Origin of the sequence: Mesorhizobium huakuii (assembly GCF_030160235.1) — a bacterium.
GTDB classification, from domain to species: domain Bacteria; phylum Pseudomonadota; class Alphaproteobacteria; order Rhizobiales; family Rhizobiaceae; genus Mesorhizobium; species Mesorhizobium huakuii.
In genome coordinates this window covers 23,840-50,420 of the sequence record NZ_BSNY01000041.1, presented here as the reverse complement: position 1 = coordinate 50,420, position 26,581 = coordinate 23,840, and the positions used below count along the sequence as shown (strand labels likewise).

General features: G+C 64.4%; 31 protein-coding genes. 15 read left to right on the top strand and 16 right to left on the bottom strand.

The window, feature by feature from the left end; translation table 11 throughout:
• Positions 1–11 precede the first annotated feature (11 nt).
• Positions 12–344, top strand: coding sequence for an Rdx family protein (locus tag QQK95_RS21295; RefSeq protein ID WP_284276385.1), 333 nt, complete (start codon positions 12–14; stop codon positions 342–344).
• Between the two features lie 24 nt (positions 345–368).
• Here QQK95_RS21295 and QQK95_RS21290 read toward each other — a convergent pair whose 3' ends face one another.
• The gene (locus tag QQK95_RS21290) at positions 369–845 is read right to left on the bottom strand and encodes an anthrone oxygenase family protein (RefSeq protein WP_284276383.1); all 477 of its coding nucleotides are present in this window, start codon (positions 843–845) and stop codon (positions 369–371) included.
• A gap of 1 nt (position 846) precedes the next feature.
• Positions 847–1,674, bottom strand: a complete 828-nt coding sequence (locus QQK95_RS21285) for an NAD(P)H-binding protein (protein WP_284276381.1) — start codon at positions 1,672–1,674, stop codon at positions 847–849.
• Between the two features lie 124 nt (positions 1,675–1,798).
• Between QQK95_RS21285 and QQK95_RS21280 the strand changes: the two genes are divergently transcribed.
• Positions 1,799–2,428: a TetR/AcrR family transcriptional regulator gene (locus QQK95_RS21280; protein WP_284276379.1), complete on the top strand. Its 630-nt coding sequence runs from the start codon at positions 1,799–1,801 to the stop codon at positions 2,426–2,428.
• Between the two features lie 16 nt (positions 2,429–2,444).
• Here the strand turns inward: QQK95_RS21280 and QQK95_RS21275 are convergent, their stop codons facing one another.
• Positions 2,445–3,518 carry a helix-turn-helix domain-containing protein gene (locus QQK95_RS21275; RefSeq protein ID WP_284276377.1) on the bottom strand — a complete coding sequence of 358 codons (1,074 nt, stop codon included), beginning with the start codon at positions 3,516–3,518 and terminating at the stop codon, positions 2,445–2,447.
• A gap of 158 nt (positions 3,519–3,676) precedes the next feature.
• Here QQK95_RS21275 and QQK95_RS21270 point away from each other — a divergent pair, with 158 nt between their 5' ends.
• Positions 3,677–4,384: a hypothetical protein gene (locus QQK95_RS21270; protein ID WP_284276375.1), complete on the top strand. Its 708-nt coding sequence runs from the start codon at positions 3,677–3,679 to the stop codon at positions 4,382–4,384.
• 56 nt (positions 4,385–4,440) lie between these two features.
• Here QQK95_RS21270 and rpmE read toward each other — a convergent pair whose 3' ends face one another.
• Positions 4,441–4,662 carry a 50S ribosomal protein L31 gene (rpmE, locus tag QQK95_RS21265; RefSeq protein ID WP_096451251.1) on the bottom strand — a complete coding sequence of 74 codons (222 nt, stop codon included), beginning with the start codon at positions 4,660–4,662 and terminating at the stop codon, positions 4,441–4,443.
• A 203-nt stretch (positions 4,663–4,865) separates the two neighbouring features.
• On the opposite strand from rpmE, the gene QQK95_RS21260 reads away from it, so the two are divergent.
• Positions 4,866–6,668 (top strand): ABC transporter transmembrane domain-containing protein, encoded by a 1,803-nt coding sequence (locus QQK95_RS21260; protein ID WP_284276363.1) that lies wholly within the window; start codon positions 4,866–4,868, stop codon positions 6,666–6,668.
• 36 nt (positions 6,669–6,704) lie between these two features.
• On the opposite strand, the gene QQK95_RS21255 is transcribed toward QQK95_RS21260, so the two are convergent.
• Positions 6,705–8,192: a carboxypeptidase M32 gene (locus tag QQK95_RS21255; protein WP_284276361.1), complete on the bottom strand. Its 1,488-nt coding sequence runs from the start codon at positions 8,190–8,192 to the stop codon at positions 6,705–6,707.
• 142 nt (positions 8,193–8,334) lie between these two features.
• Between QQK95_RS21255 and QQK95_RS21250 the strand changes: the two genes are divergently transcribed.
• Positions 8,335–8,688 carry a DUF1304 domain-containing protein gene (locus QQK95_RS21250; RefSeq protein WP_284276358.1) on the top strand — a complete coding sequence of 118 codons (354 nt, stop codon included), beginning with the start codon at positions 8,335–8,337 and terminating at the stop codon, positions 8,686–8,688.
• A gap of 94 nt (positions 8,689–8,782) precedes the next feature.
• Here QQK95_RS21250 and QQK95_RS21245 read toward each other — a convergent pair whose 3' ends face one another.
• The 7 genes from QQK95_RS21245 to QQK95_RS21215 form a co-directional block, all read right to left on the bottom strand.
• Positions 8,783–9,208 carry a hypothetical protein gene (locus QQK95_RS21245; RefSeq protein WP_284276356.1) on the bottom strand — a complete coding sequence of 142 codons (426 nt, stop codon included), beginning with the start codon at positions 9,206–9,208 and terminating at the stop codon, positions 8,783–8,785.
• Positions 9,209–9,456: 248 nt separating this feature from the next.
• Positions 9,457–10,488 carry a peptidoglycan -binding protein gene (locus tag QQK95_RS21240; protein WP_019861763.1) on the bottom strand — a complete coding sequence of 344 codons (1,032 nt, stop codon included), beginning with the start codon at positions 10,486–10,488 and terminating at the stop codon, positions 9,457–9,459.
• A 1-nt stretch (position 10,489) separates the two neighbouring features.
• Positions 10,490–11,515 (bottom strand): MotA/TolQ/ExbB proton channel family protein, encoded by a 1,026-nt coding sequence (locus tag QQK95_RS21235; RefSeq protein ID WP_027047497.1) that lies wholly within the window; start codon positions 11,513–11,515, stop codon positions 10,490–10,492.
• Positions 11,516–11,619: 104 nt separating this feature from the next.
• A complete protein-coding gene (trhA, locus tag QQK95_RS21230; protein WP_284276353.1) occupies positions 11,620–12,306 on the bottom strand; it encodes a PAQR family membrane homeostasis protein TrhA in 687 nt (228 codons plus the stop codon).
• An 82-nt stretch (positions 12,307–12,388) separates the two neighbouring features.
• On the bottom strand, positions 12,389–13,189 hold the full coding sequence (locus QQK95_RS21225) for an inositol monophosphatase family protein (RefSeq protein WP_284276351.1): 801 nt from the start codon (positions 13,187–13,189) through the stop codon (positions 12,389–12,391).
• Positions 13,190–13,213: 24 nt separating this feature from the next.
• Positions 13,214–13,780, bottom strand: a complete 567-nt coding sequence (gene efp / locus QQK95_RS21220; protein WP_019861758.1) for an elongation factor P — start codon at positions 13,778–13,780, stop codon at positions 13,214–13,216.
• A gap of 116 nt (positions 13,781–13,896) precedes the next feature.
• Positions 13,897–14,754 (bottom strand): LysR family transcriptional regulator, encoded by an 858-nt coding sequence (locus tag QQK95_RS21215; RefSeq protein ID WP_284276340.1) that lies wholly within the window; start codon positions 14,752–14,754, stop codon positions 13,897–13,899.
• 104 nt (positions 14,755–14,858) lie between these two features.
• On the opposite strand from QQK95_RS21215, the gene QQK95_RS21210 reads away from it, so the two are divergent.
• Positions 14,859–15,875 carry a zinc-dependent alcohol dehydrogenase family protein gene (locus QQK95_RS21210; RefSeq protein ID WP_284276338.1) on the top strand — a complete coding sequence of 339 codons (1,017 nt, stop codon included), beginning with the start codon at positions 14,859–14,861 and terminating at the stop codon, positions 15,873–15,875.
• A 14-nt stretch (positions 15,876–15,889) separates the two neighbouring features.
• Here the strand turns inward: QQK95_RS21210 and QQK95_RS21205 are convergent, their stop codons facing one another.
• From QQK95_RS21205 to QQK95_RS21195, 3 genes are all read right to left on the bottom strand, one after another.
• Positions 15,890–16,930: a tetratricopeptide repeat protein gene (locus QQK95_RS21205; protein ID WP_284276336.1), complete on the bottom strand. Its 1,041-nt coding sequence runs from the start codon at positions 16,928–16,930 to the stop codon at positions 15,890–15,892.
• 1 nt (position 16,931) lies between these two features.
• Positions 16,932–17,579, bottom strand: a complete 648-nt coding sequence (locus tag QQK95_RS21200; protein ID WP_284276335.1) for a thiamine phosphate synthase — start codon at positions 17,577–17,579, stop codon at positions 16,932–16,934.
• 159 nt (positions 17,580–17,738) lie between these two features.
• Entirely contained in the window at positions 17,739–18,644 is a 906-nt protein-coding gene (locus QQK95_RS21195; RefSeq protein WP_284276333.1) for a DMT family transporter, read from the bottom strand.
• A gap of 131 nt (positions 18,645–18,775) precedes the next feature.
• Here QQK95_RS21195 and QQK95_RS21190 point away from each other — a divergent pair, with 131 nt between their 5' ends.
• The 3 genes from QQK95_RS21190 to QQK95_RS21180 all read left to right on the top strand — a co-directional run bounded on the left by QQK95_RS21190 (position 18,776) and on the right by QQK95_RS21180 (position 20,931).
• On the top strand, positions 18,776–19,234 hold the full coding sequence (locus tag QQK95_RS21190) for an Lrp/AsnC family transcriptional regulator (protein ID WP_284276332.1): 459 nt from the start codon (positions 18,776–18,778) through the stop codon (positions 19,232–19,234).
• 82 nt (positions 19,235–19,316) lie between these two features.
• Complete coding sequence (locus tag QQK95_RS21185) at positions 19,317–20,045, top strand: class I SAM-dependent methyltransferase (RefSeq protein WP_284276330.1); 729 nt, start codon at positions 19,317–19,319, stop codon at positions 20,043–20,045.
• Positions 20,046–20,160: 115 nt separating this feature from the next.
• Positions 20,161–20,931 (top strand): sulfite exporter TauE/SafE family protein, encoded by a 771-nt coding sequence (locus tag QQK95_RS21180; RefSeq protein ID WP_284276328.1) that lies wholly within the window; start codon positions 20,161–20,163, stop codon positions 20,929–20,931.
• Between the two features lie 39 nt (positions 20,932–20,970).
• Here QQK95_RS21180 and QQK95_RS21175 read toward each other — a convergent pair whose 3' ends face one another.
• A complete protein-coding gene (locus tag QQK95_RS21175; protein WP_284276326.1) occupies positions 20,971–21,522 on the bottom strand; it encodes a DUF2269 family protein in 552 nt (183 codons plus the stop codon).
• A gap of 334 nt (positions 21,523–21,856) precedes the next feature.
• Here QQK95_RS21175 and QQK95_RS21170 point away from each other — a divergent pair, with 334 nt between their 5' ends.
• The 6 genes from QQK95_RS21170 to QQK95_RS21145 all read left to right on the top strand — a co-directional run bounded on the left by QQK95_RS21170 (position 21,857) and on the right by QQK95_RS21145 (position 26,574).
• The gene (locus QQK95_RS21170) at positions 21,857–22,237 is read left to right on the top strand and encodes a hypothetical protein (RefSeq protein ID WP_284276324.1); all 381 of its coding nucleotides are present in this window, start codon (positions 21,857–21,859) and stop codon (positions 22,235–22,237) included.
• Positions 22,238–22,663: 426 nt separating this feature from the next.
• Positions 22,664–23,197 carry a protease adaptor protein RcdA gene (rcdA, locus tag QQK95_RS21165; RefSeq protein WP_284276322.1) on the top strand — a complete coding sequence of 178 codons (534 nt, stop codon included), beginning with the start codon at positions 22,664–22,666 and terminating at the stop codon, positions 23,195–23,197.
• 93 nt (positions 23,198–23,290) lie between these two features.
• Positions 23,291–23,803 carry a crossover junction endodeoxyribonuclease RuvC gene (ruvC, locus tag QQK95_RS21160; protein ID WP_013892528.1) on the top strand — a complete coding sequence of 171 codons (513 nt, stop codon included), beginning with the start codon at positions 23,291–23,293 and terminating at the stop codon, positions 23,801–23,803.
• A 13-nt stretch (positions 23,804–23,816) separates the two neighbouring features.
• Entirely contained in the window at positions 23,817–24,437 is a 621-nt protein-coding gene (ruvA, locus tag QQK95_RS21155; protein WP_284276314.1) for a Holliday junction branch migration protein RuvA, read from the top strand.
• A gap of 43 nt (positions 24,438–24,480) precedes the next feature.
• The gene (gene ruvB, locus QQK95_RS21150; RefSeq protein WP_284276312.1) at positions 24,481–25,518 is read left to right on the top strand and encodes a Holliday junction branch migration DNA helicase RuvB; all 1,038 of its coding nucleotides are present in this window, start codon (positions 24,481–24,483) and stop codon (positions 25,516–25,518) included.
• Positions 25,519–25,677: 159 nt separating this feature from the next.
• Positions 25,678–26,574 (top strand): metallophosphoesterase, encoded by an 897-nt coding sequence (locus tag QQK95_RS21145; RefSeq protein ID WP_284276310.1) that lies wholly within the window; start codon positions 25,678–25,680, stop codon positions 26,572–26,574.
• Positions 26,575–26,581: the final 7 nt, after the last annotated feature.

Genomic DNA, 26,581 nt, shown 5'->3' with positions numbered 1-26,581 from the left:
TCGGCCGGGATATGAGCAAAGCTCAATCCGATACAAGCGAGGCGCCGTTGCCCGCCATCCGCATCAGCTATTGCACGCAGTGCCAGTGGCTGCTGCGCGCCGGCTGGATGGCGCAGGAGCTGCTCTCCACCTTCGGCACCGATCTTGGCGAAGTGACGCTGGTGCCCGGCACCGGCGGCGTCTTCACCATTTCCTGCAACGACGTGCTGGTCTGGGATCGCAAGCGCGACGGCGGCTTTCCCGATGCGGCAAAGCTCAAGCAGCTGGTGCGTGACGTGATCGACCCCGATCGCGATCTCGGTCATTCCGACCGCAAGGGCCACACGCAAAAGGACCCCGCCTGAGCGGGGTTCTTTGGGTTCCGCACCTTACAGCAATGCGAAGATAAAGCAGGCCATGGCCACGATGGCGGTGATGGTGCGGACGTGGTTCCACATCACCCATTGGCTCAGATGGTTCGCCCACACGGCGGCGCCGGTGCTGCTGGCCGGGTCGACGGCGGCGAGCGCATCGTTGAGCGGCACGTTGAAGACCATGGTCACTATCGGGTTGCCGATCACGTAGATCACCGCGCCGGCCAGCAGCCAGTACGAGCCGGACTGGCTCCAGCCCATGAAGGCGGCGGCGATAAGCACCAGGCAGAGCAGGCCAGTGCCGAAAAGCGCCGTCATGAAAGTCGGCGTGATCACCGTGACGTTGATCGAATTCATCGCGGCGATGCCTTGCGGGACAGGCAGCCGGGCAAGTGCTGCCATGACGAAGTTGGAAAAGGCGAAGAAGACGCCGCCGACGACGCCCGAGCCGATTGCGGCGATGATGGTGAGGGCGGGAACAAGCTTGCTCATCTCAGTTACTCCAGATGCCTGTTGCGGCGGTTTCGGTTGCGTAGGCGGAAAAGTCTTTCGGTGCACGGCCGAGCACGCGTTGGACGCCGCCGGTAAGCGATTCGTTGCGACCGTCGAGCACCTTGGTGAACAGCTCATCGAGCAGCCAGACGATTTCGGGCGGCAGTTCGTGCGTCGCGACAGCGGCGGTGAACTCGTCATGCGTAATCCTGACAAAGCGGATATCGCGTCCTGCCGCCTTGGCAATTTCGCCGACCGCGTCGGCGAAGTTCAACAGCCGCGGCCCCGTGAGCTCATAGAGCTGGCCGACATGACCGGGCTCGGTCAGCACCGCTTCGGCGGCGTCAACGATGTCGTCGACATCGACAAAGGGTTCGCCGACAGGCCCGACCGGCAGGGCCACTTCGCCCGCCAGCAATGGCTCGACGAGAAAGCCTTCGCTGAAATTCTGCGAGAACCAAGCGCAGCGCAGGATCGTCCAGTCGGCCCCGGAAGCTTTCAGCATCTCTTCGGCGCGCTGCGCCTCGTGCTCGCCGCGCCCCGACAACAGCACCAGCCGGCGAACGCCATGCTCCACGGCAAGGCGGGCGAAGGCATCGATCACTTCGGCGGCACCTGGCACGGCGATGTCGGGATAGTAGCTGATGTAGACCGCGCTGACGCCTTCGAGCGCGGGAGCCCAGCTCGCGGGAGCCTCCCAGTCGAAGCGCGGCGTGCCGGAACGGGAGCCTATCCGTACCGGTATGCCGCGCGCCGTCAGCCGCTCGGCAAGTCGGCGGCCGGTCTTGCCGGTACCGCCGAGGATCAGAGTTGGTTTGGTGTCGGTCATGGTGTTTTCCTATGTTCAAAAACATGAGTAATCCTCACATTTGCAAAACGTGATAAACCCTCGTATTTTGTGAGTCAAGCCATTTTCTCGGCGATTGTGCCGAATGCGTTGTTGGAGACAGTCCATGGAAGGCACGCCGGCTAACGAGCAGATCGCTTCGCCACGGCGGGCGCCAAGCCAGCAGCGCAGCCGCGAGCGGGTGGAGCGCATGCTGGCCGCGGCCTCGGCGCTGATCACCGAGCAAGGCAGCGACGCCATGCGCATGGGCGAGGTCGCGGAACGGGCAGGGGTGTCGATCGGTTCGCTCTACCAGTTCTTTCCCGACAAGCGGGCGATCATCTGGGCACTGGCCGAGCGCTACACGGCCGAGAGCCAGGCCTGTATCTCGGCAGCGCTCAAGGATGTCGGCGACGCCGAAGGCTTGCGGCGGGCTTTCTCGGAGCTGGTCGACATCTACTACGGGCTGTTCCTGGCCGAGCCGGTGATGCGCGACATCTGGTCGGGCACGCAGGCCGACAAGGCGCTGCGCCAGCTCGAGCTCGCCGACAGCCGTGCCAATGCGGAGTTCCTCGTGGCGGTGCTGAAGCGCTTGCGCCCCAGCGCCGACCCCGTCGGCCTGGAGACCACGGCGTTTCTCATCTGGCAAATGGGTGAGGCCGCGGTGCGGCTGGCCATATCGGTCGACCGGCAGGAGGGCGACAGGCTGGTCGCCGCCTACAAGCGCATGGCGCTGCGGGAACTGGCTGGAGACTGAATGGCGCCGCGCCTGTTCACGTTTCTTGGTTCGACCTCGCCGACACCGCACTGCCTGGCGGCTGGTGCTCAAGCCGCCAGGCCTTCGGACTCAGGCCGGTGATGCGCAGGAACTCACGGTTGAAGTTCGATTTGCTGAGGAAACCGGCGTCGAACATGATGCGGGTGATCGGTTCGTCCGTCGTCGCCAGCAGGCGGCGCGCCTCGTCGATCCTCTGGTTGTTGACATATTGCGACACGCTCGATCCGTGGATGCGATTGATCGCCGACGACACTTGCCGGGCCGGCAGGCCGAGCCGCCTGGCGATGCGCCCAAGGTTGAGATCGACGTCCTTGTAGAGCTCCTTCTCCCGCATCAGCGCGTCGACCGCCGCCGCGATCGCGGACTCTTCGCTGGTTGCCCGTGGCATGGTCTGCGCCCGAGGCCCTTCGTCTTTCTCCTCGTCTTCGTCTGGAGCAGCCGCTTCGCTGGCGACAGCGGCGGCGCCGCCGAGCAATAGCAGCGCCAGCACGTTGCCGCCGGCAATGACCGCGCCGGAATGAACGCCGCCGGTCCATTGCATGTCCAGGCTGATGATGATGTCGGTGATGGGCGATGCGAGGATCGCCAGCGCGGTCACCCACAGCGATCGGTAGGACCGCAAGACGCCGTCGAGGCGCGATTCGACCAGGATATCCGGGCCGGCCAGCGCAAGCCAAAGCAGGGCCACCCCATACGACAGGAACACCAGGATGATCACCGGCCCGACCGGCTCGCGCCAGAAGATCAGCAGCAGGGCAACCAGGCAGGCCGGCAACAGATGCGGCCACAGCCGTGTCAGGCGACGCGCCGACCGTTCCTTCGTCAGGCCGCTGAAGGTGATCCAGGCAAGCGGCGCGATCAGCGCCGCCAGCACCGACAGGACCGGCATGACGACCCTGGCATCATAACCCCAGCGAATACCGATCAGCACCGACTGCAAGGCGTAGACCGCCATCAGCAGCATGAAAGAGATGTTCTCGCGCAGGTCCGTCTCGCTTCGGCGGATCATCTGTATGAGCAGGATGACGAGCAACAGGGAGACGACGAACGGCAGGGGAATGAAGATCATGATCGCAGGCGTGGTTCCGAGGCTGGCAGCGACCGACAATGACCTGGATTGCGTTCACGGTCGTCCCGGATCGCGATCGAGGTCGCGGAAATCGACATTCCCGATCACTCCGACAACGCCACGGTCCAGCCAGGACCGTCACATGATCGGAGATATCGATGAAGTCCGCAATTCTCGCCTTGCTGTCATTTGGCAGCGTAGCACTTGCGTCGCCGGCAAGCGGTGATGCCGGCAAGACACTCGATCTCGCCGGTGTGAGCGCCGTCATCATATCGGGCGAAGCCAGTTCCGTTAGGCTCACCACTTCGGTCTCGGCCCCTTACCAGGCGACGATCGGCAGCCGCCGCGAAGGCTGGTTCGCGCGCTGGTATTCGAACTGGTTCGCCAATGACTGCAGCCTCGCCAGCGACATGAGGCTGGAGGCCTCGACATTGCGTATCGACGTCGCGCCCTCCTCATGGCTGGATCCCTCCGACTGCAGGGTCGAGATCAACGCCAACATTCAGCCGGAAAGCTCGGTGTCGATCGAACAGGCGGCGCTGCAGGTCAAAATGGCGGGGAATTTCTCCGCCATCGCCATAACCGGCAAAGCGGCCGATGTTTTACTGGAAGGGCATGCGTCCACCGTCGACCTCAAAAGCGATGCGCTGAAAGCCAATCTCGCCTTTGGCAGCGTCAGGCAGGACGAAAACATCGCCATCACCGGCAAGGTACTGGATGCCACGCTGTCTTTCGGGCAGGGGGCTGCGATCAGCTATTCGGTCACCGCCACGGCGTCCTTCGTCGAGAGCACGCTTCCCAACACCGCCGGCGCCAAGCCCTCGGTCGTCATGAAGGGCGACTTTGTCAGGGCAACCATTCGCTGAACAAAAAAACCCGCCACAAGGGCGGGTTTTTGATCTGCGACAATGCCGAAGTGGGCTTAGAGGCCGAAACCTTCGAAACGCTTCTTGAACTTGGAGAGGCGGCCGCCGCGGTCGAGCAGGGTCTGCTGGCCGCCGGTCCAGGCCGGGTGGGTGGTCGGGTCGATATCGAGGTTCATCGTATCGCCTTCCTTGCCCCAGGTCGAACGGGTCATGTATTCGGTGCCGTCGGTCATGACGACCTTGATGGTGTGGTAGTCGGGATGAATAGCGCTCTTCATGGTTCGGTTCCTGGCTTGTCGACGCGGCTGACGGGCATGAGCCTGCGTCGATGCGCCTCTTTTTAAAACTCGAAGCCGTAGCTATTGAGGAGCCACGGCTTCTAAAACGGTCGGCGAGCCTATACATCAGCCGAAATTGAATCACAAGGCCGCGTCCAACGCATATTGATGGCGCGCACGAAAAGGGCCAGAGGAAAACGGTCATGGCGGACATCAGTGGCGATGCGGACGAGCGTCGGCGCTCGCTCAAGCCGCTCAGGCGCCTGTTCCCCTATCTTGGCCGCTACCGGAAACTGGTGATCGGTGCCATGATCTCGCTGACGGTCGCGGCGGCGACGACGCTGGCCTTGCCGCTGGCGGTGCGGCGAATGATCGACCACGGCTTTTCGGCATCGGATTCCAGCTTCATCGCCGAATATTTCGGCATGCTTGTGGTGATGGCCGCCGTGCTGGCGGCGGCGTCGGCCTGCCGCTACTATTTCGTCATCACGCTCGGCGAACGTGTTGTTGCCGACATCCGCAACGACGTGTTCAGCCATGTGACGACCCTGTCGCCATCCTTTTTCGACACGTCGCAGTCGGGAGAGATCGTATCGCGGCTCGCGGCCGATACGACGCAGGTCAAGTCGGCCGTGGGGGCCACCGCCTCGGTCGCGTTGCGCAACGTCATCCTCGGCCTCGGAGCCGTGGCGATGATGGTCTTCACCAGCCCGAAGCTGTCCGGCCTGGTCATCGCAGCCATTCCCGTCATCGTCTTGCCGCTGGTCGCCTTTGGGCGCTCGGTGCGTCGCAAATCGCGGCTGGCGCAAGACACGCTGGCCAATGCGACCGCCTATGCCAGCGAGCAGATCGGCGCGGTGCGCACGCTGCAGGCCTTCACCAACGAGAAGCTGGTCACCGGTCGCTTTTCGTCCGCCGTGGAGGCTGCGTTCGAGGCTGCGCGCGCCTCGATCTTTGCCCGCTCGTTCCTCACCTTCTTCGCCATTTTCATGATCTTTTCCTCTGTCGTGGCGGTGCTGTGGTTCGGTTCGCGCGACGTGCTCGAAGGCACGCTGTCGCCAGGCACGCTCGGCCAGTTCCTGCTCTATTCGGTCTTCGCCGCCGGCGCCCTCGGCGCGCTGTCGGAGGTCTGGGGCGAGCTTGCCCAGGCAGCGGGCGCGGCCGAACGGTTGACCGAGATCCTCGCCGAAAGGCCGGCAATCCAGGCGCCGGCCGAGCCGAAGCCGCTGCCGGCGGTCGCCAAGGGCGCGATCGTCTTCGACGACGTCTCCTTCTCCTATCCGGCGCGGCCCGACCGTGCCGCCGTCCACGGCTTGAGTTTCCAGGTCATGCCCGGCGAGACGGTGGCGATCGTAGGCCCCTCGGGGGCGGGCAAGAGCACGGTCTTTTCGCTGATCCTGCGCTTCTACGATCCCGAAACCGGCAAGATCCTTGTCGATGGCATCGACGTGCGCGAAGCCGATCCGGTTTCGGTGCGCGAGCGCATCGCCATCGTGCCGCAGGACGTCACCATCTTCGCGGCGAGCGCGCGCGACAATATCGGCTTCGGCCGGCCGGGCGCAGGCAATGCCGAAATCGAGGCGGCCGCGAAGGACGCGCTGGCCGATGAATTCATCCTCAAGCTCGAGAACGGCTATGACAGCCAGGTCGGCGAGCGCGGCGTGACGCTGTCCGGCGGCCAGCGCCAGCGCGTGGCGATCGCCCGCGCCATCCTGCGCGATGCGCCGATCCTGCTGCTCGACGAAGCCACCTCGGCGCTGGACGCCGAAAGCGAGACGCTCGTGCAGACGGCGCTGGAGCGGCTGATGCAAGGCCGCACCACGATCGTCATCGCGCACCGGCTGGCAACGGTGCTGAAGGCCGACAGGATCCTGGTGATGGATGGCGGCCGCATCGTCGAGGAAGGCACGCACCAAAGCCTGGTGGCCAAGGGCGGCATCTATGCCAGGCTGGCCAAGCTGCAGTTCGAGACCGGCGCCAGTGCCTTCAGGGGCGCGGCGGAGTAGGCAGGCCTTATCGGCCTTGCGGTTCCCTCCCGAGCCTCACGCGGTTCCATAACGTTTGCGCAGGTGATCGACGAAATACACGGCGTTGAGCTTTTCGCCCGTGGCGCGTTCGAGCAGGTCCGGCGTCGACCAGCGCGAGCCCTGCGACCATATCTTCTTGCGGCGCCAGTCGTTGATGGCGGTGAAATTGCCTTTCGCCAGGTCGTCGTCGGCGGAGGGATGTTCGCGCGTCAGCGCGGCCCATTGCTGCGCCGCCATCATCGCGCCCAGCGTGTAGGACGGGAAGTAGCCGAAGGCGGCGCCCGGCCAGTGCACGTCCTGCATCGGCCCGTCGGCCGGGTTGTCCAAAGTGGAGAGGCCGAGATAGTCGCGCATCTTGGCGTCCCAGGCTTCGGGCAAATCGGCAACCTCCAGCCCGCCCGAGACCAGCTCCTGCTCCAGCTCGTAGCGCAGGATGACATGCAGGGGGTAGGTCACCTCGTCGGCGTCGACGCGGATCAGGCCGCGCTCGACGCGATGCACATGCGGCAGGAGATCGTCGAGCGACCAGGCCTCGCCGAGATGTTTGTCCACCACCGGCAGCGCCCAGCGCCAGAAGGCGGGATTGCGGCCGATCTGCTTTTCGACGAACAGGCTCTGGCTTTCATGCACGGCCATGCCGCGCGCCTTGCCGAGCGGCCAGTGCGACCACGCCTTCGGCAGGTTCTGTTCATAGAGCGCATGGCCGGTCTCGTGCAGCACGCCCATCAGCGCCGACAGGAAATCCGATGTCTTGTAGCGGGTGGTGATGCGCACGTCGCTGGGCACGCCGCCGCAGAAGGGATGGTGCGACACCGACAGCGAGCCGTGCGTCAGGTCGAAACCGACCGCCGCCATCATGGCAAGGCCGAGTTCGCGCTGCTTGTCGATCGCGTAGGTGCCTGAAAGCGGCTTCAGCGGATGCTTGCGCAGCCGCGCTTCCTGGATCGCCAGCGCCTCCGGCACGAATCCTTTGAGGAAAGCTTTCAAATCAGCGAAGACAGGGGTGATGTCTGATGTACGGTTGCCGGGGTCGAATTGCTCCATCAGCGCATCATAGGGGGCGAGGCCGAGCACGTCGGAACGCAAAGCCGCCTCTTCGCGCACCAGCGCCACCACGCCCTCGAGCGCCGGCTGGAAACCCGCCCAGTCGTTCTTGGCGCGCAGGTCGCGCCACAGCTGCTCGCAGCGCATGCGCGCCGTCGTCTGGCGTTCGACGAATTCGACCGGCAGGCAGGTCAGGTTGGTGTATTGCCGCCGCAGTTCGCCAAGCGCCGCGCGCTGTTCGTCGTCGAGCGCCTCGCCTTCGGCGGCGGCGATCCAGTCGGCGATTTCCGGCGCGGTCGCCCTGGTGTGGTACATGCCGGCCAGTGCCGCCATCGCCTCGGCGCGCTTCTCGCCGCCGCCGACGGCCATGTGCGTGGCTTCGTCAGCGCCGAGGATGGCCAGCGCATGCTCAAGCGCTTCGAGCTTGTGGCCGAGATCGTCGAGTTTCTGAAAGGACATGGCGGCTTCCGTGATTGAGGACGGCGCGAAAAGACACCAACGCAAAAGCGTTGGCAACCCTCAGATATCGTCCGGCAGATGCACCTTGCGCAGGCGCTGCCACACATGAAATGCTGCCGGCAACGCATGGAGGGGGAGCAAAATGATCGGCAACATCCTGGTCGGGCTGGTGGCCTTGGTCCACGTCTACATCGTCTATCTCGAGATGGTGCTGTGGGACACGCCGCGCGGGCACAAGACATTCCGCCTGACGCCGGAATTCGCCAATGCGTCGAAGGTGCTGGCCGCCAATCAAGGCCTCTACAACGGATTTCTCGCCGCCGGCCTGATCTGGGGGCTTTACCTCGGCGCCGCCGGTTTTCAGGTCAAGGTGTTCTTCCTGTTGTGCGTGGCCATTGCCGGCCTTTACGGCGCGGCAACGGTCGGCCGCAAGATCCTGTTCATCCAGACCGTGCCGGCGGTGGTCGCCCTGATCGCGATCTGGCTTGGTTGGTAGGCAGGCCGGGCTGGCGAGAGGAAAAAGGACGCCCGCGGGATTGGGGTCCCGAAGGCGCCAGGTGGTCCCTTCCTCTTGGACCTTTCCAGAGGCCTCAGCCGTTCGGATAGTTTCCGCCGTCCGAGCCATCACCCATCATGAAACCGCTGCCGGTATCGACCCGCAGCCGCTGGTCGACATTGTCGAGACGGCGCAGCAGGTCATGATATTGCGCGGCCGGTATCCTGCCGTGATCGGACGCGGCTATCTTTTCGGCTGCCTGGCTGATGCGGGCGGTGCGCATTTCCAGGCGCTCGGCCACCGCCGGGGTGATGTTGTTGGCCTGCCTGGCGTCGACTATGCCCTGGTGGACGCCCTGGACCTGTTCGATGAGAGCCTCGACACGCGGGCCCGTCAGGTCAGTCGGGTCGCTCACGTCCAGAGCGCCCTTGTGATGGCCCGCGGCATAGGCGCCGGCGAGCGGGGCGGCAATGAGAACGGCGGCAAGCGTTGCCGTCTTGAGAGATGCTGATGTGCGCATGGGGCGCTTCCTCCTGCTAGGAAGGGAGCGGTCGCGCCGCCTCGCCTTCCGACCGTTTGGGTCGTCCAGTTCCGTCGCGTCGCGATGGGAGGCATCGCCGGCGGTTCTCGGCCCTGCGTGGCAAGCTAGGAGCGCTCCGGCGGGAAGTGTAATTAAAAAAAGATAATCTTTTCAGGCCTTGCCGGCCTCGGCCTGCGCCCTAGAGTTGAGCCGGCGAACAAATTCGCGTGAGTTCGCGTGATGAGAAATCAACGTTCGGTGAGCTTCAGTTCAATGCGGCGGTTCTTGTTGCGCGCTTCGTCGGTGTCGGCGGGGTCGAGCGGCTGGAACTCGCCGAAGCCGGCGGCGACCAGGCGGTTGGCCGGCACGCCATTCTCGATCAGGAACTTGACCACCGAGGTCGAACGCGCCGTCGACAATTCCCAATTGTCGCGGTAGCGGCCGGTGCCGGAGAGCGGCTTGTTGTCGGTATGGCCGTCGACGCGCAGCACCCAGTTGATCTCGGGCGGGATTTCCTTCTGCAACTCGATGATGGCGTCGGCGAGCTTCTTCATCTCGACCTTGCCGGCATCGTTGATCACCTCGGAGCCGGTCGGAAACAGCACTTCCGACTGGAAGACGAAGCGGTCGCCGACGATGCGGATGTTCTCGCGGTCGGCAAGGATCTCGCGCAGACGTCCGAAGAAGTCGGAGCGGTAGCGGTTCAACTCCTGCACGCGCTGCGCCAGGGCGACGTTCAGCCGGCGGCCGAGATCGGCGATCTTGGTGTTGGAATCGCGGTCGCGGGCCTCGGACACATTGAGTGCGTCCTCGAGCGCGCCGATCTGCTTGCGCAGCGCGGCGATCTGCTGGTTGAGGATCTCGACCTGGCTCAACGCCTGCTGGCTGATCTGGCGCTGACTGTCGAGTTCGCCCGAAAGCGCCGCGGCGCGCTGGTTGGCCTGGTCGCCGGCGCCGGCGCCTTGCGCCAGCAACTGTTCGAGCCGGCTCTTCTCCGCCTCGGCCGCGGATAGAGACGCCTGCAGATTGGCGAGCGAATCGTCCTTGTCCTGCGCCGTCGAGCGCTCCAGTGCCAGCAACTGGGTCAGTTCGTTGATTTGCGAGTTGAGACGGGCGAGCACCGTATCCTTGCCGGAAATCTCGCGGCCGAGCAGGAACTGCGCCAGCACGAAGACGGTGAGCAGGAACATGATGGCGAGCAGCAGCGTCGACAGGGCGTCGACAAAGCCCGGCCAGTAGTCGATGCGGCGATCGGTGCGCCGGCCCCTGGCAAGCGCCATGTCAGTGCACCCCGGGTTTCTTCAGGGCGTCGGCGATCTTTTCCAGCGTGTTGCGCATCGCCTTCTGCTCATCGGACTGGGCCTCGACCCAGTCGCGCATGATCTGCTGCTCGGAGCGCATGTTCTTGACCAGGCCGGAAATGCCGTCGGCTAGATTGGCCATGGCGGTGGCGACGCGCGGATTGGAGCCGCCGCCATTCTCCTGCATGCTGCGCAGCCGTTCCGACAACAGACGGATTTCGTCGGATGGTTCGCTCTTGGCCGGGTCGGAGACGACGATGTCGGAGGAGAGATCTGTGACCGAGGACAGCCAGTTCTCGAGCTCGGTGTAGAAGCGCGTCTGGGCGCGGCCCGCCTGCAGGTCGAGGAAGCCGAGCACGAGCGAGCCGGACAGGCCGAACAGCGAGGACGAGAAGGCGGTGCCCATGCCGGCCAGCGGCGCCGACAGGCCCTGCTTCAAGGAATCGAGCACCGCCGCGGCGTCACCCGTACCGGGGTCGAGCGATTCGATGGTCTCGCGGATCGAGCCGATCGTGTTCAACAGGCCCCAGAAGGTGCCGAGCAGGCCGAGGAACACCAGGAGGCCGACCAAATAGCGCGAGGTGTCGCGGCTCTCGTCGAGGCGCGTGGCGATGGAATCGAGCATGGTGCGCATCGAGGAGGTCGAGAAGGCCATGGTCGAGGAGCGGCCGATCATGGCTTTCATCGGCGCCAGCAGCACCGGTTCGGTGGTCTCGGAGCCGGCGCGGAAGGAGTTGAGCCAGCGCACTTCGCGAAACAGCCGCCCGACCTGGGCGAAGGCAAGCAGGATGCCGACCGCGAGCACGCCGATGATCAGGCCGTTGAGCCCGGGATTGGTGACGAAAGCCGTCGAGATCTGGCGGGTCAGGATGGCGGCAATGAAGGCGACGATGGCCAGGAAGATGACCATGGTCAGCAGGAACACCTGCGGACTCGACAGTTTATGCGGATCGTAGATCAGTACGTCGGAGCGCCTGCCCATGCCGAAGGATCTGAGAAAAGCCATCCGTGCCCCGTTTTCGCTGCCGCTGCCGCCGATCACGTCGTTCGCGACTCTAAACGGAATTGTGACCAAATTGAATGGCGCTTGGCAATATTGCCGCAGGCGGATCAGAAACGGTTTATCACCAGGCAGTCGACCATGGCCGCCAGATGCAGGCCCGCGCCAGTGACGACGAAGCCATGCCACAGGGCGTTGTGAAAGCGCAGACCCTTCCAGGCGAAGAAGATGACGCCGCAGGAATAGACGACGCCCCCGGCGACGATGAGCACGATCGACGTCGTCGGCAGCGTCTCGACGAGCGGCTTGGCCAGGACGATGCCGCTCCAGCCGATGGCGAGATAGAAGACGATCGCCAGCCGGTCGAACCGGCCGGGAAGGAACACCTTGATGGCGATGCCTGTCGCCGCCGCGATCCAGACCAGCACGATCATCCAGCGGGCCAGCGGCGAAGCGTCGAGCTGGGCCAGAAAAGGCGTGTAGGTGGCGGCGATAAGAAGATAGATCGCGGCGTGATCGAAGCGCCGCAGAACCCATTTGGCCGGGGATGACACCGGCCACAGATTGTAGGCCAGCGACACCGACAGCACGGTGAGCAGCGAAACGACATAGAAGGCGGCGGCGATGTATTCGCCGGGTCCGACGCGAAACGCAGCCAGCGCCAGCAGCGCCGAGCCGGCCGCGATCGCCAGCACGATGCCGACCGCATGGACAATGCCGTCGGCGATCATCTCGGCGCGGGAGTAGTGCCAGCGCCCGACAAAGGGGATTTCGAGTTGCGGCGGGATGTCGGTCATCTGCGGTCCTGCGTCACCCCATATCTGGGCAACCGCCTGACAGTATTTCAAGCTTAGGTGGCGGTTTTGCGACCGCGGCCGTTCAGCGCGCCGCGAGAGGCTTTTTCACCGTCTTCAGCAGTGCGCGCTGGATGACCTCGTTGCCCGCGACCACCGAGCCGTTGTCCAGCATGTCCTGCCCGCCATCCATGTCGGAGACGAAACCGCCGGCTTCGCGGATCAAGAGCAGGCCCGCGGCGATGTCCCAGGCCGACAGGCCGGTTTCCCAGAAACCGTCCATGCGGCCGGCAGCGACATAGGCGAGATCGAGCGCGGCGGAACCGAGACGGCGCACGCCCGAGACCTCGGCCATGACGTTACGCAATTCCACCAGGAAATTGCCGTGGTGGCCGCGTCCCAGATGCGGCATGCCGCAGCCGATCACCGTGTCGACCAGCTTGATGCGGCCGGCCACGCGCAGCCGGCGGTCGTTCATGAAAGCGCCGCCACCGCGCTCGGTCGTGTAGAGCTCGTCCATGGCCGGGTTGTAGATGACGCCGGCTACGATCTGGCCCTGCCGCTCCAGCGCGATCGAGACGGCGAAAAGCGGAATGCCGTGCAGGAAATTGGTGGTGCCGTCGAGCGGATCGACGATCCAGCGGTGCTGGCTGTCTTCGCCTTCCACCGCGCCGCGCTCTTCCATCAGGAAACCGTAGCCTGGGCGCGCCTTCGACAATTCGGCGAAGATGATGTCCTCGGCCTTGCGCTCGGCCTGGCTGACATAGTCACCAGGTCCCTTCAACGAGACCTGCAGGTTCTGGACCTCGCCGAAGTCGCGCGACAGCGAGCGGCCGGCCTTCATTGCGGCCTGGACCATGACGTTGAGAAGGGCTGAGCGTGCCATCGTGTGTCTTCCTGCTGCAGCGCGTCAGTCGGCGCGGCGCACGTAAGTGATTTCGTTGGTGTCGACGATGATGCGTTCGCCGGCGCCGATGAAGGGCGGCACCAGCACGCGAATGCCGTTCTCCAGCACCGCCGGCTTGTAGGAGGATGCCGCTGTCTGGCCCTTCACCACCGGGTCGGCCTCGGTGATGGTCAGGGTCACATAGTCGGGCAGCGAGATGCCGATCGGCCTCTCCTCATAGAGCTGGACCGTCACCATCATGCCGTCCTGCAGGAACGCGGCGCGGTCGCCGACGAAATCCTTGTTCAGTTCGAGCTGTTCGTAGCTCTGGGTGTCCATGAACACCAGTGCATCGTCCTGCTCGTAGAGAAAGGAAAAGTCCTTCAGGTCGAGGCGGATCTGCTCCACGGTCTCGGCCGAGCGGAAGCGCTCGTTGAGCTTGGTGCCGTTGATGAGGTTCTTCAGTTCGACCTGGTTGTAGGCGCCGCCCTTGCCGGGTTTGACGGTGTTGGTCCTGACCGCCACCCACAGCCCGCCATCATGCTCGATGACGTAACCGGGACGGATTTCGTTGCCGTTGATCTTGGCCATGATGATGGGATCCGGAATGAGATTTTCGCCGGGACAAGCGATTTAGGGGCTCCCAAGACCACAAATCGTCCGGAGAGGCAAGGGACGCCGGATCGGCCCCCGCCGGTCAATCGCGATCAGGCCTTGATCTCGATGGCTTCGCCGACGGTCTTTGCAATGGCCTCCACGACCTTCGCCAGCCGGTTGAGATGTGGCGAGCGCAGTGCCACGACCTGCAATGAAAGGTCGACACCTTCGAGATCGACAAGCGCGAGACCGTCGGGAAGTCCTCGCGCCGCGAGCCGCAACGGCATGAGGCCAAGGCCGAGTCCCCGCCGGACCCATTCCATCTGCATCGCCGGATCCTGAATTTCCGCCGCCACGACGAGCGAATGCCGTTCGCCGCCCAAACTGGACAGGAGCGTCTGACGCGCGTCGCAAGGCTCGGGGCTGAGAACCCAAGGCATGGGAGTCCGACCGCCCGTGAGATGGGCGCCGGCCTGCGCTATGATGCCAAGACGCTCGGTACCGAGCGCGTCCGAGCCTCGATGGTCGGCAGGTCGCAGAACGATCGCCATATCGAGCTGACCGCGTTCGAACTGTTCGATGAGCTCCGCGCTCCAGCCGGTCTTGAGCCGCAACGATATCTTTGGAAACGCGGCGGCCGCGCCGGCGATAGCGCCGGCAACGCTTGCATCGGACAAGCCATGCGCCATGCCGACACGCAGCACGCCCTGCGGCTCGGCGTCGGCGGCGAACGCTTTCAGAGCCTCGACCGAAGCCAGTATGTCCCTTGCGCGCGCCAGCACCTCCAATCCCGCCGCGGTCAGCCGCGGCGGTTTCTGCCGGCGATCGAGAAGCGTCGTCGCGAGCAGTTCCTCCAGCCGCTGCATCTGCCTTGTGACGGCCGGCTGCGTCAAAGGCAGGCGGCGGGCCACATTCTGGATCGAGCCTTCCTCGGCGAAGAGGACAAGCGTGCGCAATTCTTCCAGCATTCCTTTAGTCCTCAAATGCATAATCATTCTGAATATTATGAATTTGAAATCATGTGCCGGCAAGCGATTTTCCTTTCGACGGATTGTCAAAAGGAAGGAACGACATGAAGGCGATCGAATTGCAGGCCCCCGGCGGCATCGACAATCTCAGGCTGGTCGAGCGGCCGATGCCGGAACCGGGCCGTCAGGAGATGATCATCGAGGTCAAGGCAACGGCGCTCAACTACCGCGACGTCGAGATTGCCCGTGGCAGCTACCACACCGCCTTTGCACTGCCGCTGATACCGCTTTCGGACGGTGTGGGTGAAGTTGTCGCGGTTGGTGCCGAAGTGACCCGCTTCAAGATCGGCGACCGCGTCTGCGGCACATTCTGGCAGCGCTGGGTCGGCGGCGGTTTCGCCATGGCCGAACCCTCCTATCAGCGCGGCGGCCCCATCGATGGTCTGCTCAGCGAGTTCGCGCGGCTGGACGAACAGGCGGCCGTGCTTGCGCCGCCACATCTGAGCGATGTCGAAGCGGCGACATTGCCTTGCGCCGCGGTCACGGCGTGGCACGCGCTGTTCACCGAAGGCCAGCTGAAGCCGGGCGAGACGGTGCTCAGCCTGGGCACTGGCGGCGTCTCGCTGTTTGCGGTGCAGTTCGCCTCGGCAGCCGGCGCACGGGTCATCGTCACGTCAAGCAGCGACGACAAGCTCACGCGGGCAAAGATGCTTGGCGCGCAAGACGGCATCAACTATCGCGACATTCCCGATTGGTCGTCAGCCGTGCTGGCGCTGACCGACGGCTGCGGCGCGGACCATATTATCGAGGTCGGCGGGCCGCGAAGCTTCGCCCAGTCGCTGAAGGCTTCAGCGCGTGGCGCCCAGATCAACGTCATCGGCTATCTCGGCGGCAGCGAAGGGTCGATCAATCCCCTCGACATCTTCCGCCGCCAGGTCAGGGCACGCGGCATACCCGTGGGCTCACGCGAATCCTTCGAGGCGATGAACCGAGGCCTGACAGTCAACCGGATAAGACCCGTGATCGAGAAGGTGTTTGCCTGGAAGGATGCGGCCGCCGCCTTACGGCACCTCGAACAGGGGTCGCCCTTCGGCAAGGTCGTCCTCGACCACATGCAATAATCGAGCAGCCGCCATCAGGGCAGGCGGTTCGCCTTCTGCAGGGCCTGCTTGGTCTGGTCGTCGCTCAGCCCTTGCAGGAAATCGTCCATGTCGGGGTCGATGAGGCCGGCGCGGCGGGCGACGATGTACCAGGCGCCGGCGAGCACCAGGTCCGGGTCGGTGCCGATGCCTTGCATGTAGAGTTTGGCCAGGCGGTTCTGCGCGGCGACGTTGCCGCCCTCGGCTGCCTGCTTCGTCCAGCCGAAAGCCGATTTCAGGTCGCGGGCGCCGCCGCGGCCCTCGATCATCCAGGCGGCGAGATCGATCTGCGCGGTGTCGTAGTTCTGCCGCGCGGCCTGCGCCAGGAAGCGTCTTGCCTGCGCGTCGTCGCGCGGCTTGCCGCCGGCGCCGTTGGCATAGATCTGGGACATGGCGTATTGCGCGTCGGCGAGGCCAGTCGCGGCGGCGCGCTCATAATAGGAGACCGCCTTGGCCAGACCCGCGTCGCCGGGATCCTGCCGGACCAGCATCTGCGCGAAATTGAACTGCGCCAGCTGGTTGCCGGCCTCGGCGGCGGCCTGCATCAGGGCGTAGGCCTCTTTCGGATCCTTCTTGACGTAATGGCCGTCGAGCAGCATCAGCGCATACTGGAACTGCGCCTCAGGCACGCCCTGTTCGGCGGCAAGCGCATACCATTTCGAGGCTTCCGCCGCATTCAACGGCACGCCGAGCCCGCGCGACAGGATCTCGGCCACCAATGTCTGCGCCGCCGGGTCACCGTTCTGCGCGCGGGTCAGCGCCAGATTATAGGCCGTTTTGTAGAGCCCGCGCTGGAAGGCGCCATAGGCCGCGTCCGCCGGCTTGGCGCCGAAGCGGTCAGGATTGATGCTGTCGACCGAGGGCAGCGGTGCGGGCTCCGCCGTGGTGGCGGGCTGCGGTAGCTGATTCTCGATCGGCTTGTCGGTGTGCGCGCCGGTCTCAGGCTTGGGCTGCGGCAGGGGTATGGTTTCGGCGGCGGCGGCCTGGATCATGACCGCTGCAAGCAAGGCCTGAAGGGGAAGCCTTACCGAAGCCACATCAGTCCTCGAAGCGCGGCGCGGTTTCGTCGAGCAACGCGTTGGCGCGGGCCACGGCCGTTTTCGGATCGACACCGTCGGCGAACACCGCGCTCGACAGCGCGACGAACTCGGCGCCGGTGGCGGCCACGTCCTCGACGGAAGCCAGATCGGATCCGGCCATGACGATGCAAGGGATCTGGATCATCTGCGCCCACCACTCGCCCAGCGACAGGTTGCGCGGATGCGGCTCCGGCTTGTTGTCGTAGCCGAAGCGGCCGAAGAAGATATAGTCGGGCCTGACCTCGCCAAGCTCGAGCGCGTCGTCGCGCTTCTTGGCGCCGCCGGCGCCGACCATCATCTTCGCCTGGAAATGTTCGATCGTCTCGGCGAGTTCGGCCTTGGAGGCCTCGACATGGATGCCGTCCGCCTGGACACGGCCCGCGATGCGGGTGTCGCCGGCGATGATCACGGCCACGCCCGCGGACTGTGCCGTCGGCACGATCTGTTCGGCAAAGGCCTGGAAGGAAGCCTCGTCCATGCCGTTCTCGGGCAGGATCAGCGAGGCGACGTCGCCGCCGTCGAATGCGGTTGCGATGCGCGCGGCCGGCACGCCGGGCGGCGCGATCAGCACGATACGGCAACGATTTGGGGGTGTGGCGTCGTTCATGGTTCTTAGATCCCGGGTTTCGCCTATGCCGGGCGAAGATGGTTGGATTGCGGCATAGAGCAAACTGCCCGCTTTGAACAGGCGGGCAGTCGGGATCACGTTTTCTGGCCGCCGGGCGGCAGGTGTTTTCTGGCCGCCGGGCGGCAGGTGTGCTTGCGCCTACTTGACCGGCTCAGGGTTTGCTGCGACCGGTTTCGGTTTCCACAAGGACCAGCCGAGGTTCATGCCGGCGGCAGCCACCAGGATGGCGGCGGCGCCGGCGACCTGGCTGAGATGCAGCCGGTGACCGAAGGCGGTGACGTCGATCAGGATGGCAACCACCGGATAGATGAAGGACAGCGATCCCTGCAGATGCGTCGGCAGCTTCTGGATGGCGCCGTACATCAATATGTACATCAGGCCGGTGTGGACGATGCCGAGCGTCGCCAGCATGGCCCAGCTCCAAGGGTCGGCGGGAAGATGCGAGAGATTGGCGAAGGGCGCTAGCATGACGACACCGACGCAGACCTGGATCAGCGCGATCAGATGCGGTGGCGTGCCCTTGAGCTTTTTGGTGACGATGGCCGCGACGGCCCAGAAGAAGGCCGCGGCCAGTGCCATGAGGATGCCGGCGAAATAGTTGGTGCCGACATCGCCGGCGTCAGGGGCGGCCTCGACGATCAGCACCATGCCGGCGAAGGCTATTGCCAGCCATGTCAGCTTGGTCAGCGTCAGCCGTTCGGCGAAGAAGAACGCACCGAAGCCGACCAGAATGAAGGGCTGGGTGTTGTAGACGGCGGTGGCGATCGAAATCGACGCGCGGGAGAAGGCGCTGAACAGCAGCAGCCAGTTGATGACGATGGCCGCACCGCCAAGCGCGGCGAGGCCGATGACGCGCGGCGAAAGCCTGCCGCGCAGCAATCCCAGGCATGCGCAGATGATCAGCAACGTCACCGCGCCGAACGCGCAGCGCCAGAACACCACGTCCATGATCGGCTGGCCGGACATGATGACGAACCATCCGATCGTCCCGAGGATCGCCATTGCGGCCGACATTTCGACCGTGCCACGCACCGTATCGTTCATGATAACCTCTGTGTCGGTTGAGGCCGCATAATCTCATGCGGGTTGGCCGCTTTCCATCTCATTGGAAAGGTTGTATGATTGTATGGCCTAATTATATTAGGCGTATGCCGCGAATTTGTGAGAAATCTGAAATGCTTGACGATCTCGACCGAAATCTCCTCGAAATCCTGGTCAGGGATGCGCGGACCTCGCTGAAGCAGCTGGCTGCCCAGGTCGGGCTGTCGTCGCCGAGCGTTTCGGAGCGGCTGCGGCGGCTCGAGGAGCGCGGTGTCATCCGGGCGTTCACGGTCGAGATCGATCCGCTGGCACTCGGCTATACGCTGCAGGCGATCGTGCGCATCCGGCCTTTGCCGGGCAAGCTGCACATCGTCCAGAAGTTGATCGAGGAGATCGCCGAATTCGGTGAATGCGACAAGGTGACGGGTGACGACTGTTTCGTCGCCCGGTTGTTCGTCCGCTCGATCGGCGATCTTGACGGCATTCTCGACCGCATTGCCGACAAGGCCGAGACCAGCACCGCCATCATCAAGGCGCAGCCGATCCGGCGGCGGCCGCCGCCGCTGGGGACATCATCGGCCTCATCGTCTTGACTGCGCATGGCCGTGGTGGACAGGCGAGACCAGTCCACTAAATGTCAGTCCGCCGGATGATTGGCTGACAGACGAGGAAGACATGGCGCAGAATATCTACGACCAGCCGGATTTCTTCGCCGGCTACAGCCAGCTTGCCCGGTCGATCGAAGGCCTTGACGGTGCCGCCGAATGGCCGGCGCTGCGCGCCATGCTGCCTGAAGTCGGCGGCTTGCGGATCGTCGACCTCGGCTGTGGCTTCGGCTGGTTCTGCCGCTGGGCGCATGAGCATGGGGCGAGCCATGTCCTGGGGCTGGACCTGTCGGAGAAGATGCTGGCCCGGGCGAGGGCCACCGGCCCCGACACCGGCATCACCTATGAACGGACCGACCTCGACAAGCTCAGCCTGCCGCAAGACAGCTTCGATCTCGCCTACAGCTCGCTTGCGCTGCACTATGTCGAGGATGTCGCGCGGCTGTTCAGGACGGTGCATCAAGCGCTGTCGCCCGGCGGCCATTTCGTCTTCTCGACGGAGCATCCGATCTACATGGCCCCGACCAGGCCCGGCTGGGCGGTCGATGCCGAAGGCCGCAAGACATGGCCTGTCGACCGCTATCTGGTGGAAGGCCCGCGCAAGACCGACTGGCTGGCCAAGGGCGTGGTGAAACACCACCGCACCATCGGCACCACGCTCAACGCACTGATCCAGTCCGGTTTTACGATCGAGCATGTCGAGGAATTTTGTCCGACAGACGCACAGATCGCGGCTAGGCCGGACCTGGCGGAAGAGCTCGAGCGGCCGATGTTCCTGCTGGTGTCGGCGCGCCGCTAGGGCACAAGCCGGACATTGGCGGGTGTTCGGCAACCGGTCCGGATTTACAGTCGCCCAAAGCGCAATTCTGGGCTATTCAGGCGTTGACGCCTTCCCTCCAGACCAGTCCCTCCCCATGTCAGGCCTGCTTCTCGATCCGTGGTTCTACGCGGCCGCCATTCCGGCGGTCATTCTGGTCGGCCTGTCCAAGGGCGGGTTCGGCGGCGCTGTCGGCTTCGTCGGCGTGCCGCTGATGGCGCTGACCATGCCGCCGGTGCAGGCGGCCGCCATCCTCTTACCGATCCTGTGCCTGATGGACATCGTCTCGGTTTGGACGTGGTGGGGCGTGTATGACCGCAAGATGCTGGTCGACATGATGCCGGGCGCCGGCATCGGCATCGGACTCGGCTGGCTGACGGCGGCCTTGGTCACCGAGGAGGCGGTGCGGCTCATCGTCGGCGCCGTCGCCATCATCTTCGTGCTGCGCTGGCTCTATCTGCAATTCCGCCACGGCGCCGACCATGCCGCTGAACCCAACCGCGTGGCTGCCGCGGTCTGGGGCACGGTCGCCGGCTTCACCAGCTTCGTCGCCCATGTCGGCGGCCCGCCCTTCCAGGTCTATGCGCTGCCGATCCGGCTCGACCCTAAGGTGCTGTCGGGCACGGCCGCGATCTTCTTTGCCGCGACCAATGCGCTGAAGCTCATCCCCTATTTCGCGCTCGGCCAGTTCGACACAGCAAACCTGACGGCGTCGGCCGTGCTGATGCCGCTGGCGCCGCTGTCGACCATCGCCGGCGCCTGGCTGGTGCGGCGCATGCGGCCGGAGATTTTTTATCCCTTCACTTACGCGACCGTGGCCGTCGTGGCCGTCAAACTGCTGTGGGACGGCCTTGCCGGCCTGATGTAACAGGCGAGGCGGCTGCTCAGCCGCTCTCACCGTCAGGGGTCAGGCGGCGCTCGGTACGAGGCGACGGTTGCCGCCAAAGGCCAGTATAGCGCCCGCCGCTATGACCAGCGCCATGCCGGCGAGGATGCCGATATCATGCGTGGTCGGCTTGAGCACCATGTCGGCGACGATCACCAGCATCACCGCATAGTCGAAGCGTGCCGCCCTCATCATGCGCTGGCCAATGGCAAGCACGGAAGGCGTCACCCCCTCCTTGGCGATCATCGCGCCCATGCGCTCGCCGGTCGGTTTGAAGATGAGCATGCCGATCGAGAAGGTCGTGGCGTAGCCGGCCAGGCCGATGATGATCCACAGATCGGAGAAGCCGACCCAGAAGCCGCACATGACGAGGCCGAAGAGCAGGGTCAGCATCGACATCGGCGCGAAGAACCGCCCGCCCAGCTGCCCGCTGGCCCGCATCGCCTGAAGCTTGTCCTCGATATTGCCGGCGCGCTCGGCAAGCATGCCGAGCAGGAACAGCACGAAGCCGCCGCCGACCCACAAAATGGCTGAGACGATGTGGAGAAATTTGACGATCGAATACCAGTCCATTGATTGCTCCTGGGACATTTCCTGTTGTTGGCAGCCGAGCGGATATGCTCCAGCCGTCAGAGGAGCGGGCGTTTAGCGTGACGCCTGTTTCGGCACGATGTCGCGAAAAAACAGTTTTTGTTTCGGCGGTTTTCGACCAGCGCTGGTTCTTAACAACCACCGATGTTCGGCTTCATTTTCTGCTATTGTGCGAAGTGCGGGGAGGGGGCGGCGCGACATCATACAGAAACATGATCGATGCTAGTGCGCGGCGCCGGAGGCCCGGTGGCGACGGCAGTCGTCTGACCATCAACCCATTCCCGAAAACGGGAAAAGGCAATTCGAGGGGACACGCATGCAAGGCATAGCCCGAAACTTCTTTACACTGGCCATCATCTACGCGCTGTGTGGCATGGCGCTCGGCATCCACATGGCCATCAGCCAAGACCATGGCCAGATGCCGACTCACGCTCACATTATGGTGGCCGGCTGGCTGATGTCGGCGGTCTTTGCCTTCTTCTACCATCTGTTTCCTGCGGTCGGGCAAAAGACGATCGCCGTCGTTCACTTCTGGCTGACTGCGATCAGCGGAATTGGGCTCATGATCGGCCTCTTCATTCTGCTCGCCGGCACGCCCGCAATCGAACCGCTGTTGGGGATAGCCTCGATCGGCTTCTATGCCGGCATGCTGCTGTTTGCCTTCATCGCTTTGCCGGTGGTGTGGAAGAAGGCCTGAGCGGAGCCGGTGTGGAACTCTGCGCTGGGGCCAGAGCAAAATAGGCTGTGAGCCTCAACTGACCTCGTCTCTGTGCTGTTACGGCACAGGAATGGGGCGTTCGGTCAAAAAACATCGGAGCCGTTAAAGGTTCATTAAGCTTTACAGGCGTTTACTATGCGCATCCAGTGATCTGGATTCTTACCGAGTGGTTGGAGCCACTTTGTTTGACGCCTCCCTGTTAAACTCCTGAGAGCCGCCTTATCCGCGGCTCTTTTTTTGTCCCCATTCCGGGGGCCTTGGCGCAGCGGCCAGCCGTTAACCTTCTGTTAAACATGTGCTTGCCTTCACCCCGTGCAAAGCGCATTTTCAAGCTTCAGTCATATAGGGTGCCGGGTGTATCGGCAGTGAACCGAATCGGCCGGTTGCAAGTGCAGGGGCGTATCAATGAACGAGCCTTCGAAGGGCAGTGCGAAAACCGTCAAACTGGCGGAGCGTCGGGTTTTTTCGCACTCCTTTAAACCGCTCTACCAGGAAGGCATGGGGCTGGTCGAGCAGGCGGCCGAGTATCTCGACGGCAAGGGCCGCGCCGAGGCCAAGAAGCTGTCGCGGCTGGCGGCCACGCTCTACGCGGCCGAATCGATGCGGCTGACCACCAGGCTGATGCAAGTTGCCTCCTGGCTGCTTTTGCAGCGCGCGGCCAATTCCGGCGAAATGACCCGCGACCAGGTCGCTTCGGAAAAATCCAAGGTGCGCCTCGACACCGCTTCCGCGCATGACGAAGCCGCAGGCTGGGCCGAACTGCCCGCGGATTTCCTCGACCTCGTCAATCGCTCGCTTCGCCTGCAGGCGCTGGTACGCCGTATGGACGACGAGATCTACGGTCCCGGCGCGGTGGTCGACATGCAGCCGATGGGCCGCCGGCCCAATCCGGTTTCCGACCAGATCAGCCTGCTCAACACTGCGTTCGCCCGCAACTGAGCGGCTTCGGAATATTTCCGGCTCGATAGGTCTCCGTTTCTGGTTTGTTCACATTTCGCTGGCATCGCTGTCCCCCGGAGGTAAAGTGACGGGATGGGGGACGCGATTCGCATCATTGGCATCGATCCGGGGCTCAGGCGCACCGGCTGGGGCATCGTCGAGAGCCTCGGCAATTCCTTGCGCTTCGTCGCGTCCGGCACCGTACGCTCCGAGGACAAGGCGGCGCTGGCGACGCGGCTCTGCCAATTGCATGACGGGCTCGCCGAAGTTCTGCATGCGGCAATGCCGCATGAGGCGGCCGTCGAACAGACTTTCGTCAACAAGGATGCCGTGGCGACGCTGAAGCTCGGCCAGGCGCGCGGCATCGCCATGCTGGTGCCGGCGCGTGCCGGCCTGGTCGTCGCCGAATATGCGCCCAATGCGGTGAAGAAGGCGGTCATCGGCGTCGGCCATGGCGACAAGAAGCAGATCCACATGATGGTGAAGGTGCTGCTGCCCAAGGCGACGTTCGACACCGAACATGCCGCCGACGCGCTGGCGATTGCGATTTGCCACGCGCATCACCGCCAGAGCGTCGCCTACCGGATGGCGGCATTGGCATCGTGAGGAATTGTTGAGCATGATCGGCAAGCTCAAGGGCACGTTGGACGAGATCGACGAGGATCATTGCCTCGTCGACATTCATGGCGTCGGCTATGTCGCCTACTGCTCGGCGCGCACACTTGCCGCGCTGCCCTCGCCCGGCGAGGCGGTGGTGCTGTTCATCGAGACCTATGTGCGCGAGGACATGATCCGGCTCTACGGCTTCCAGTCGGCGCTGGAGCGCGAATGGTTCCGGCTGTTGATGAGCAATGTGCAGGGCGTCGGCGCCAAGGTGGCGCTGGCCATCCTGTCGACGCTGGCGCCGGCCGACCTCGCCAATGCCATCGCGCTGCGCGACATCGCCATGGTTTCCCGCGCGCCCGGCGTCGGCAAGAAGGTGGCCGAGCGCATCGTCACCGAATTGAAGAACAAGGCGCCGGCCTATGCGGGCGCCGCCTCGGGCACGATCGGCCTGAAACAGGAGCTCGGCGAAGGCGTGGCTCCGGCGCCGATCTCCGACGCCGTCTCGGCGCTGGTCAATCTCGGCTATTCGCGCGACACCGCCGCCAATGCGGTGGCCGCGGCGCTGAAGACCGCGGGCGAGGATGCGGACGCCTCGAAGCTGATCCGCTTCGGGCTGAAGGAATTGGCGCGGTGAGGGCACGCTTGTCCGTTCCCCTGCCATATGCAAGGAAGACGGCATGAGCCTGCCGCCCCGTCTCATAGCTCCGGAAAAACGCGGCGAGGATGCCGACCAGACCTTGCGGCCGCAGACGCTCGCCGATTTCGTCGGCCAGGCGGCGGTGCGGGCCAATCTCAAAGTCTTCATCGAGGCCGCCAAGGGCCGCAACGAGGCGCTCGACCATGTGCTGTTCGTCGGGCCGCCGGGGCTCGGCAAGACGACGCTGGCGCAGATCATGGCGCGCGAACTCGGCGTCAATTTCCGCTCGACGTCCGGACCCGTCATCGCCAAGGCCGGCGATCTTGCCGCGCTGCTCACCAATCTCGAAGAAGGCGACGTGCTGTTCATCGACGAGATCCATCGGCTCAACCCGGCGGTGGAGGAAATCCTTTATCCGGCGATGGAGGATTTCCAGCTCGACCTGATCATCGGCGAGGGGCCGGCGGCGCGCTCGGTCAAGATCGACCTCGCCCGCTTCACCCTGGTCGCCGCCACCACGCGGCTTGGCCTGCTCACCAATCCGCTGCGCGACCGGTTCGGCATTCCGGTGCGGCTCAACTTCTATACGGTCGAGGAACTGGAGCAGATCGTCCGTCGCGGCGCGCGCATCCTGCAAATGCCGCTGGGCGACGACGGCGCGCTGGAAATCGCACGGCGCGCCCGCGGCACGCCGCGCATCGCCGGGCGCCTGTTGCGCCGCGTGCGCGATTTTGCCTCGGTCGCCGGCGACGGCCATGTCGACCGTCTTATCGCCGACGAGGCGCTGACCCGGCTGGAAGTCGACGCGCTCGGCCTCGATGCGCTCGACCGCCGCTATCTCTCCATGATCGCCCGCAATTTCGGTGGCGGGCCGGTCGGCATCGAGACGATCGCCGCAGGCCTGTCCGAGCCGCGCGACGCCATCGAGGACATCATCGAGCCCTACCTGATCCAGCAAGGCTTCATCCAGCGCACGCCGCGCGGCCGCATGCTGACGGCCAATGCCTGGCGCCATCTCGGCCTCGACGCGCCAAAGGATTTGGCGCAGCAGCAGATCAACCTGTTCCAGGAAGAATAACCGCCAGGCGTTCAGGCGCGTGTTCCCAGACCAGTGATCAAGGATATGTGACCGGTCCTGCGCAAAATCTGCGCGTCTTCGCCGATTTGCCGGCGTAATCGTGGATTTTATCGGACGCGCGCGGGGAACCGCTGCGCTCGAAGGGCTGGGAGCCAATCCATGATTACCAGACGCGGGTTCCTGCGCTTCATCGGCGGGTCGTTCCTGACCGCTGCCGCGCTCGGCGCCTATGCGGTCGGCATCGAGCCCATGCTCTTGACCCATGTGAAGCGCTACGCGCTGACGCCGCCGCACTGGCCTGATGGCCTGAAGCTGCGGGTTGTGGCGCTCACCGATATCCACGCCTGCCGGCCCTGGATGACGCAGGAACGGATCGCTTCGCTCGCCGAAGAGGCGAATGCACTGCAGCCGGACGTCATCGTGCTGCTGGGTGACTATATCGCCGGCATGCCCATGGTGACGGGACCGGTGACGCCATCGCAATGGGCATCCGCGCTGTCGGGCCTCAAGGCACCACTCGGCGTGCTGTCGATCCTCGGCAATCACGATTGGTGGAGCGACGGCTTCGCGCAGCGCGCCGGGGCCGGCCCGACGATCGCGCGCAAGGCCCTCGAGAAGGTCGGTATCCCAGTGCTGGAGAACGATGTCGTTCGCCTGGAGAAGGACGGCCATGGCGTCTGGATCGCTGGCCTGGCCGACCAGCTGGCGCTGTTGCCGACCAGGAAGGGCGACGACTGCAAGGGACTGGACGATCTCGACGGCACGCTGGCCAAGGTCGGCGACACCGCGCCAATCATCCTGCTCGCCCATGAGCCGGACATTTTCCCGACCGTGCCGTGGCGGGTTTCGCTGACCCTGTCGGGCCACACCCATGGCGGGCAGGTGCGGCTGTTCGGCTATTCGCCTGTCGTGCCCTCACGTTTCGGCAATCGCTACGCCTATGGCCATGTCGTCGAGAACGACCGCAATTTGATCGTCTCCGGCGGGCTCGGCTTCAGCATCATGCCGGTGCGTTTCGGCGTGCGGCCGGAAATCATGCAGATCGACCTCGGCTGATGTGAGG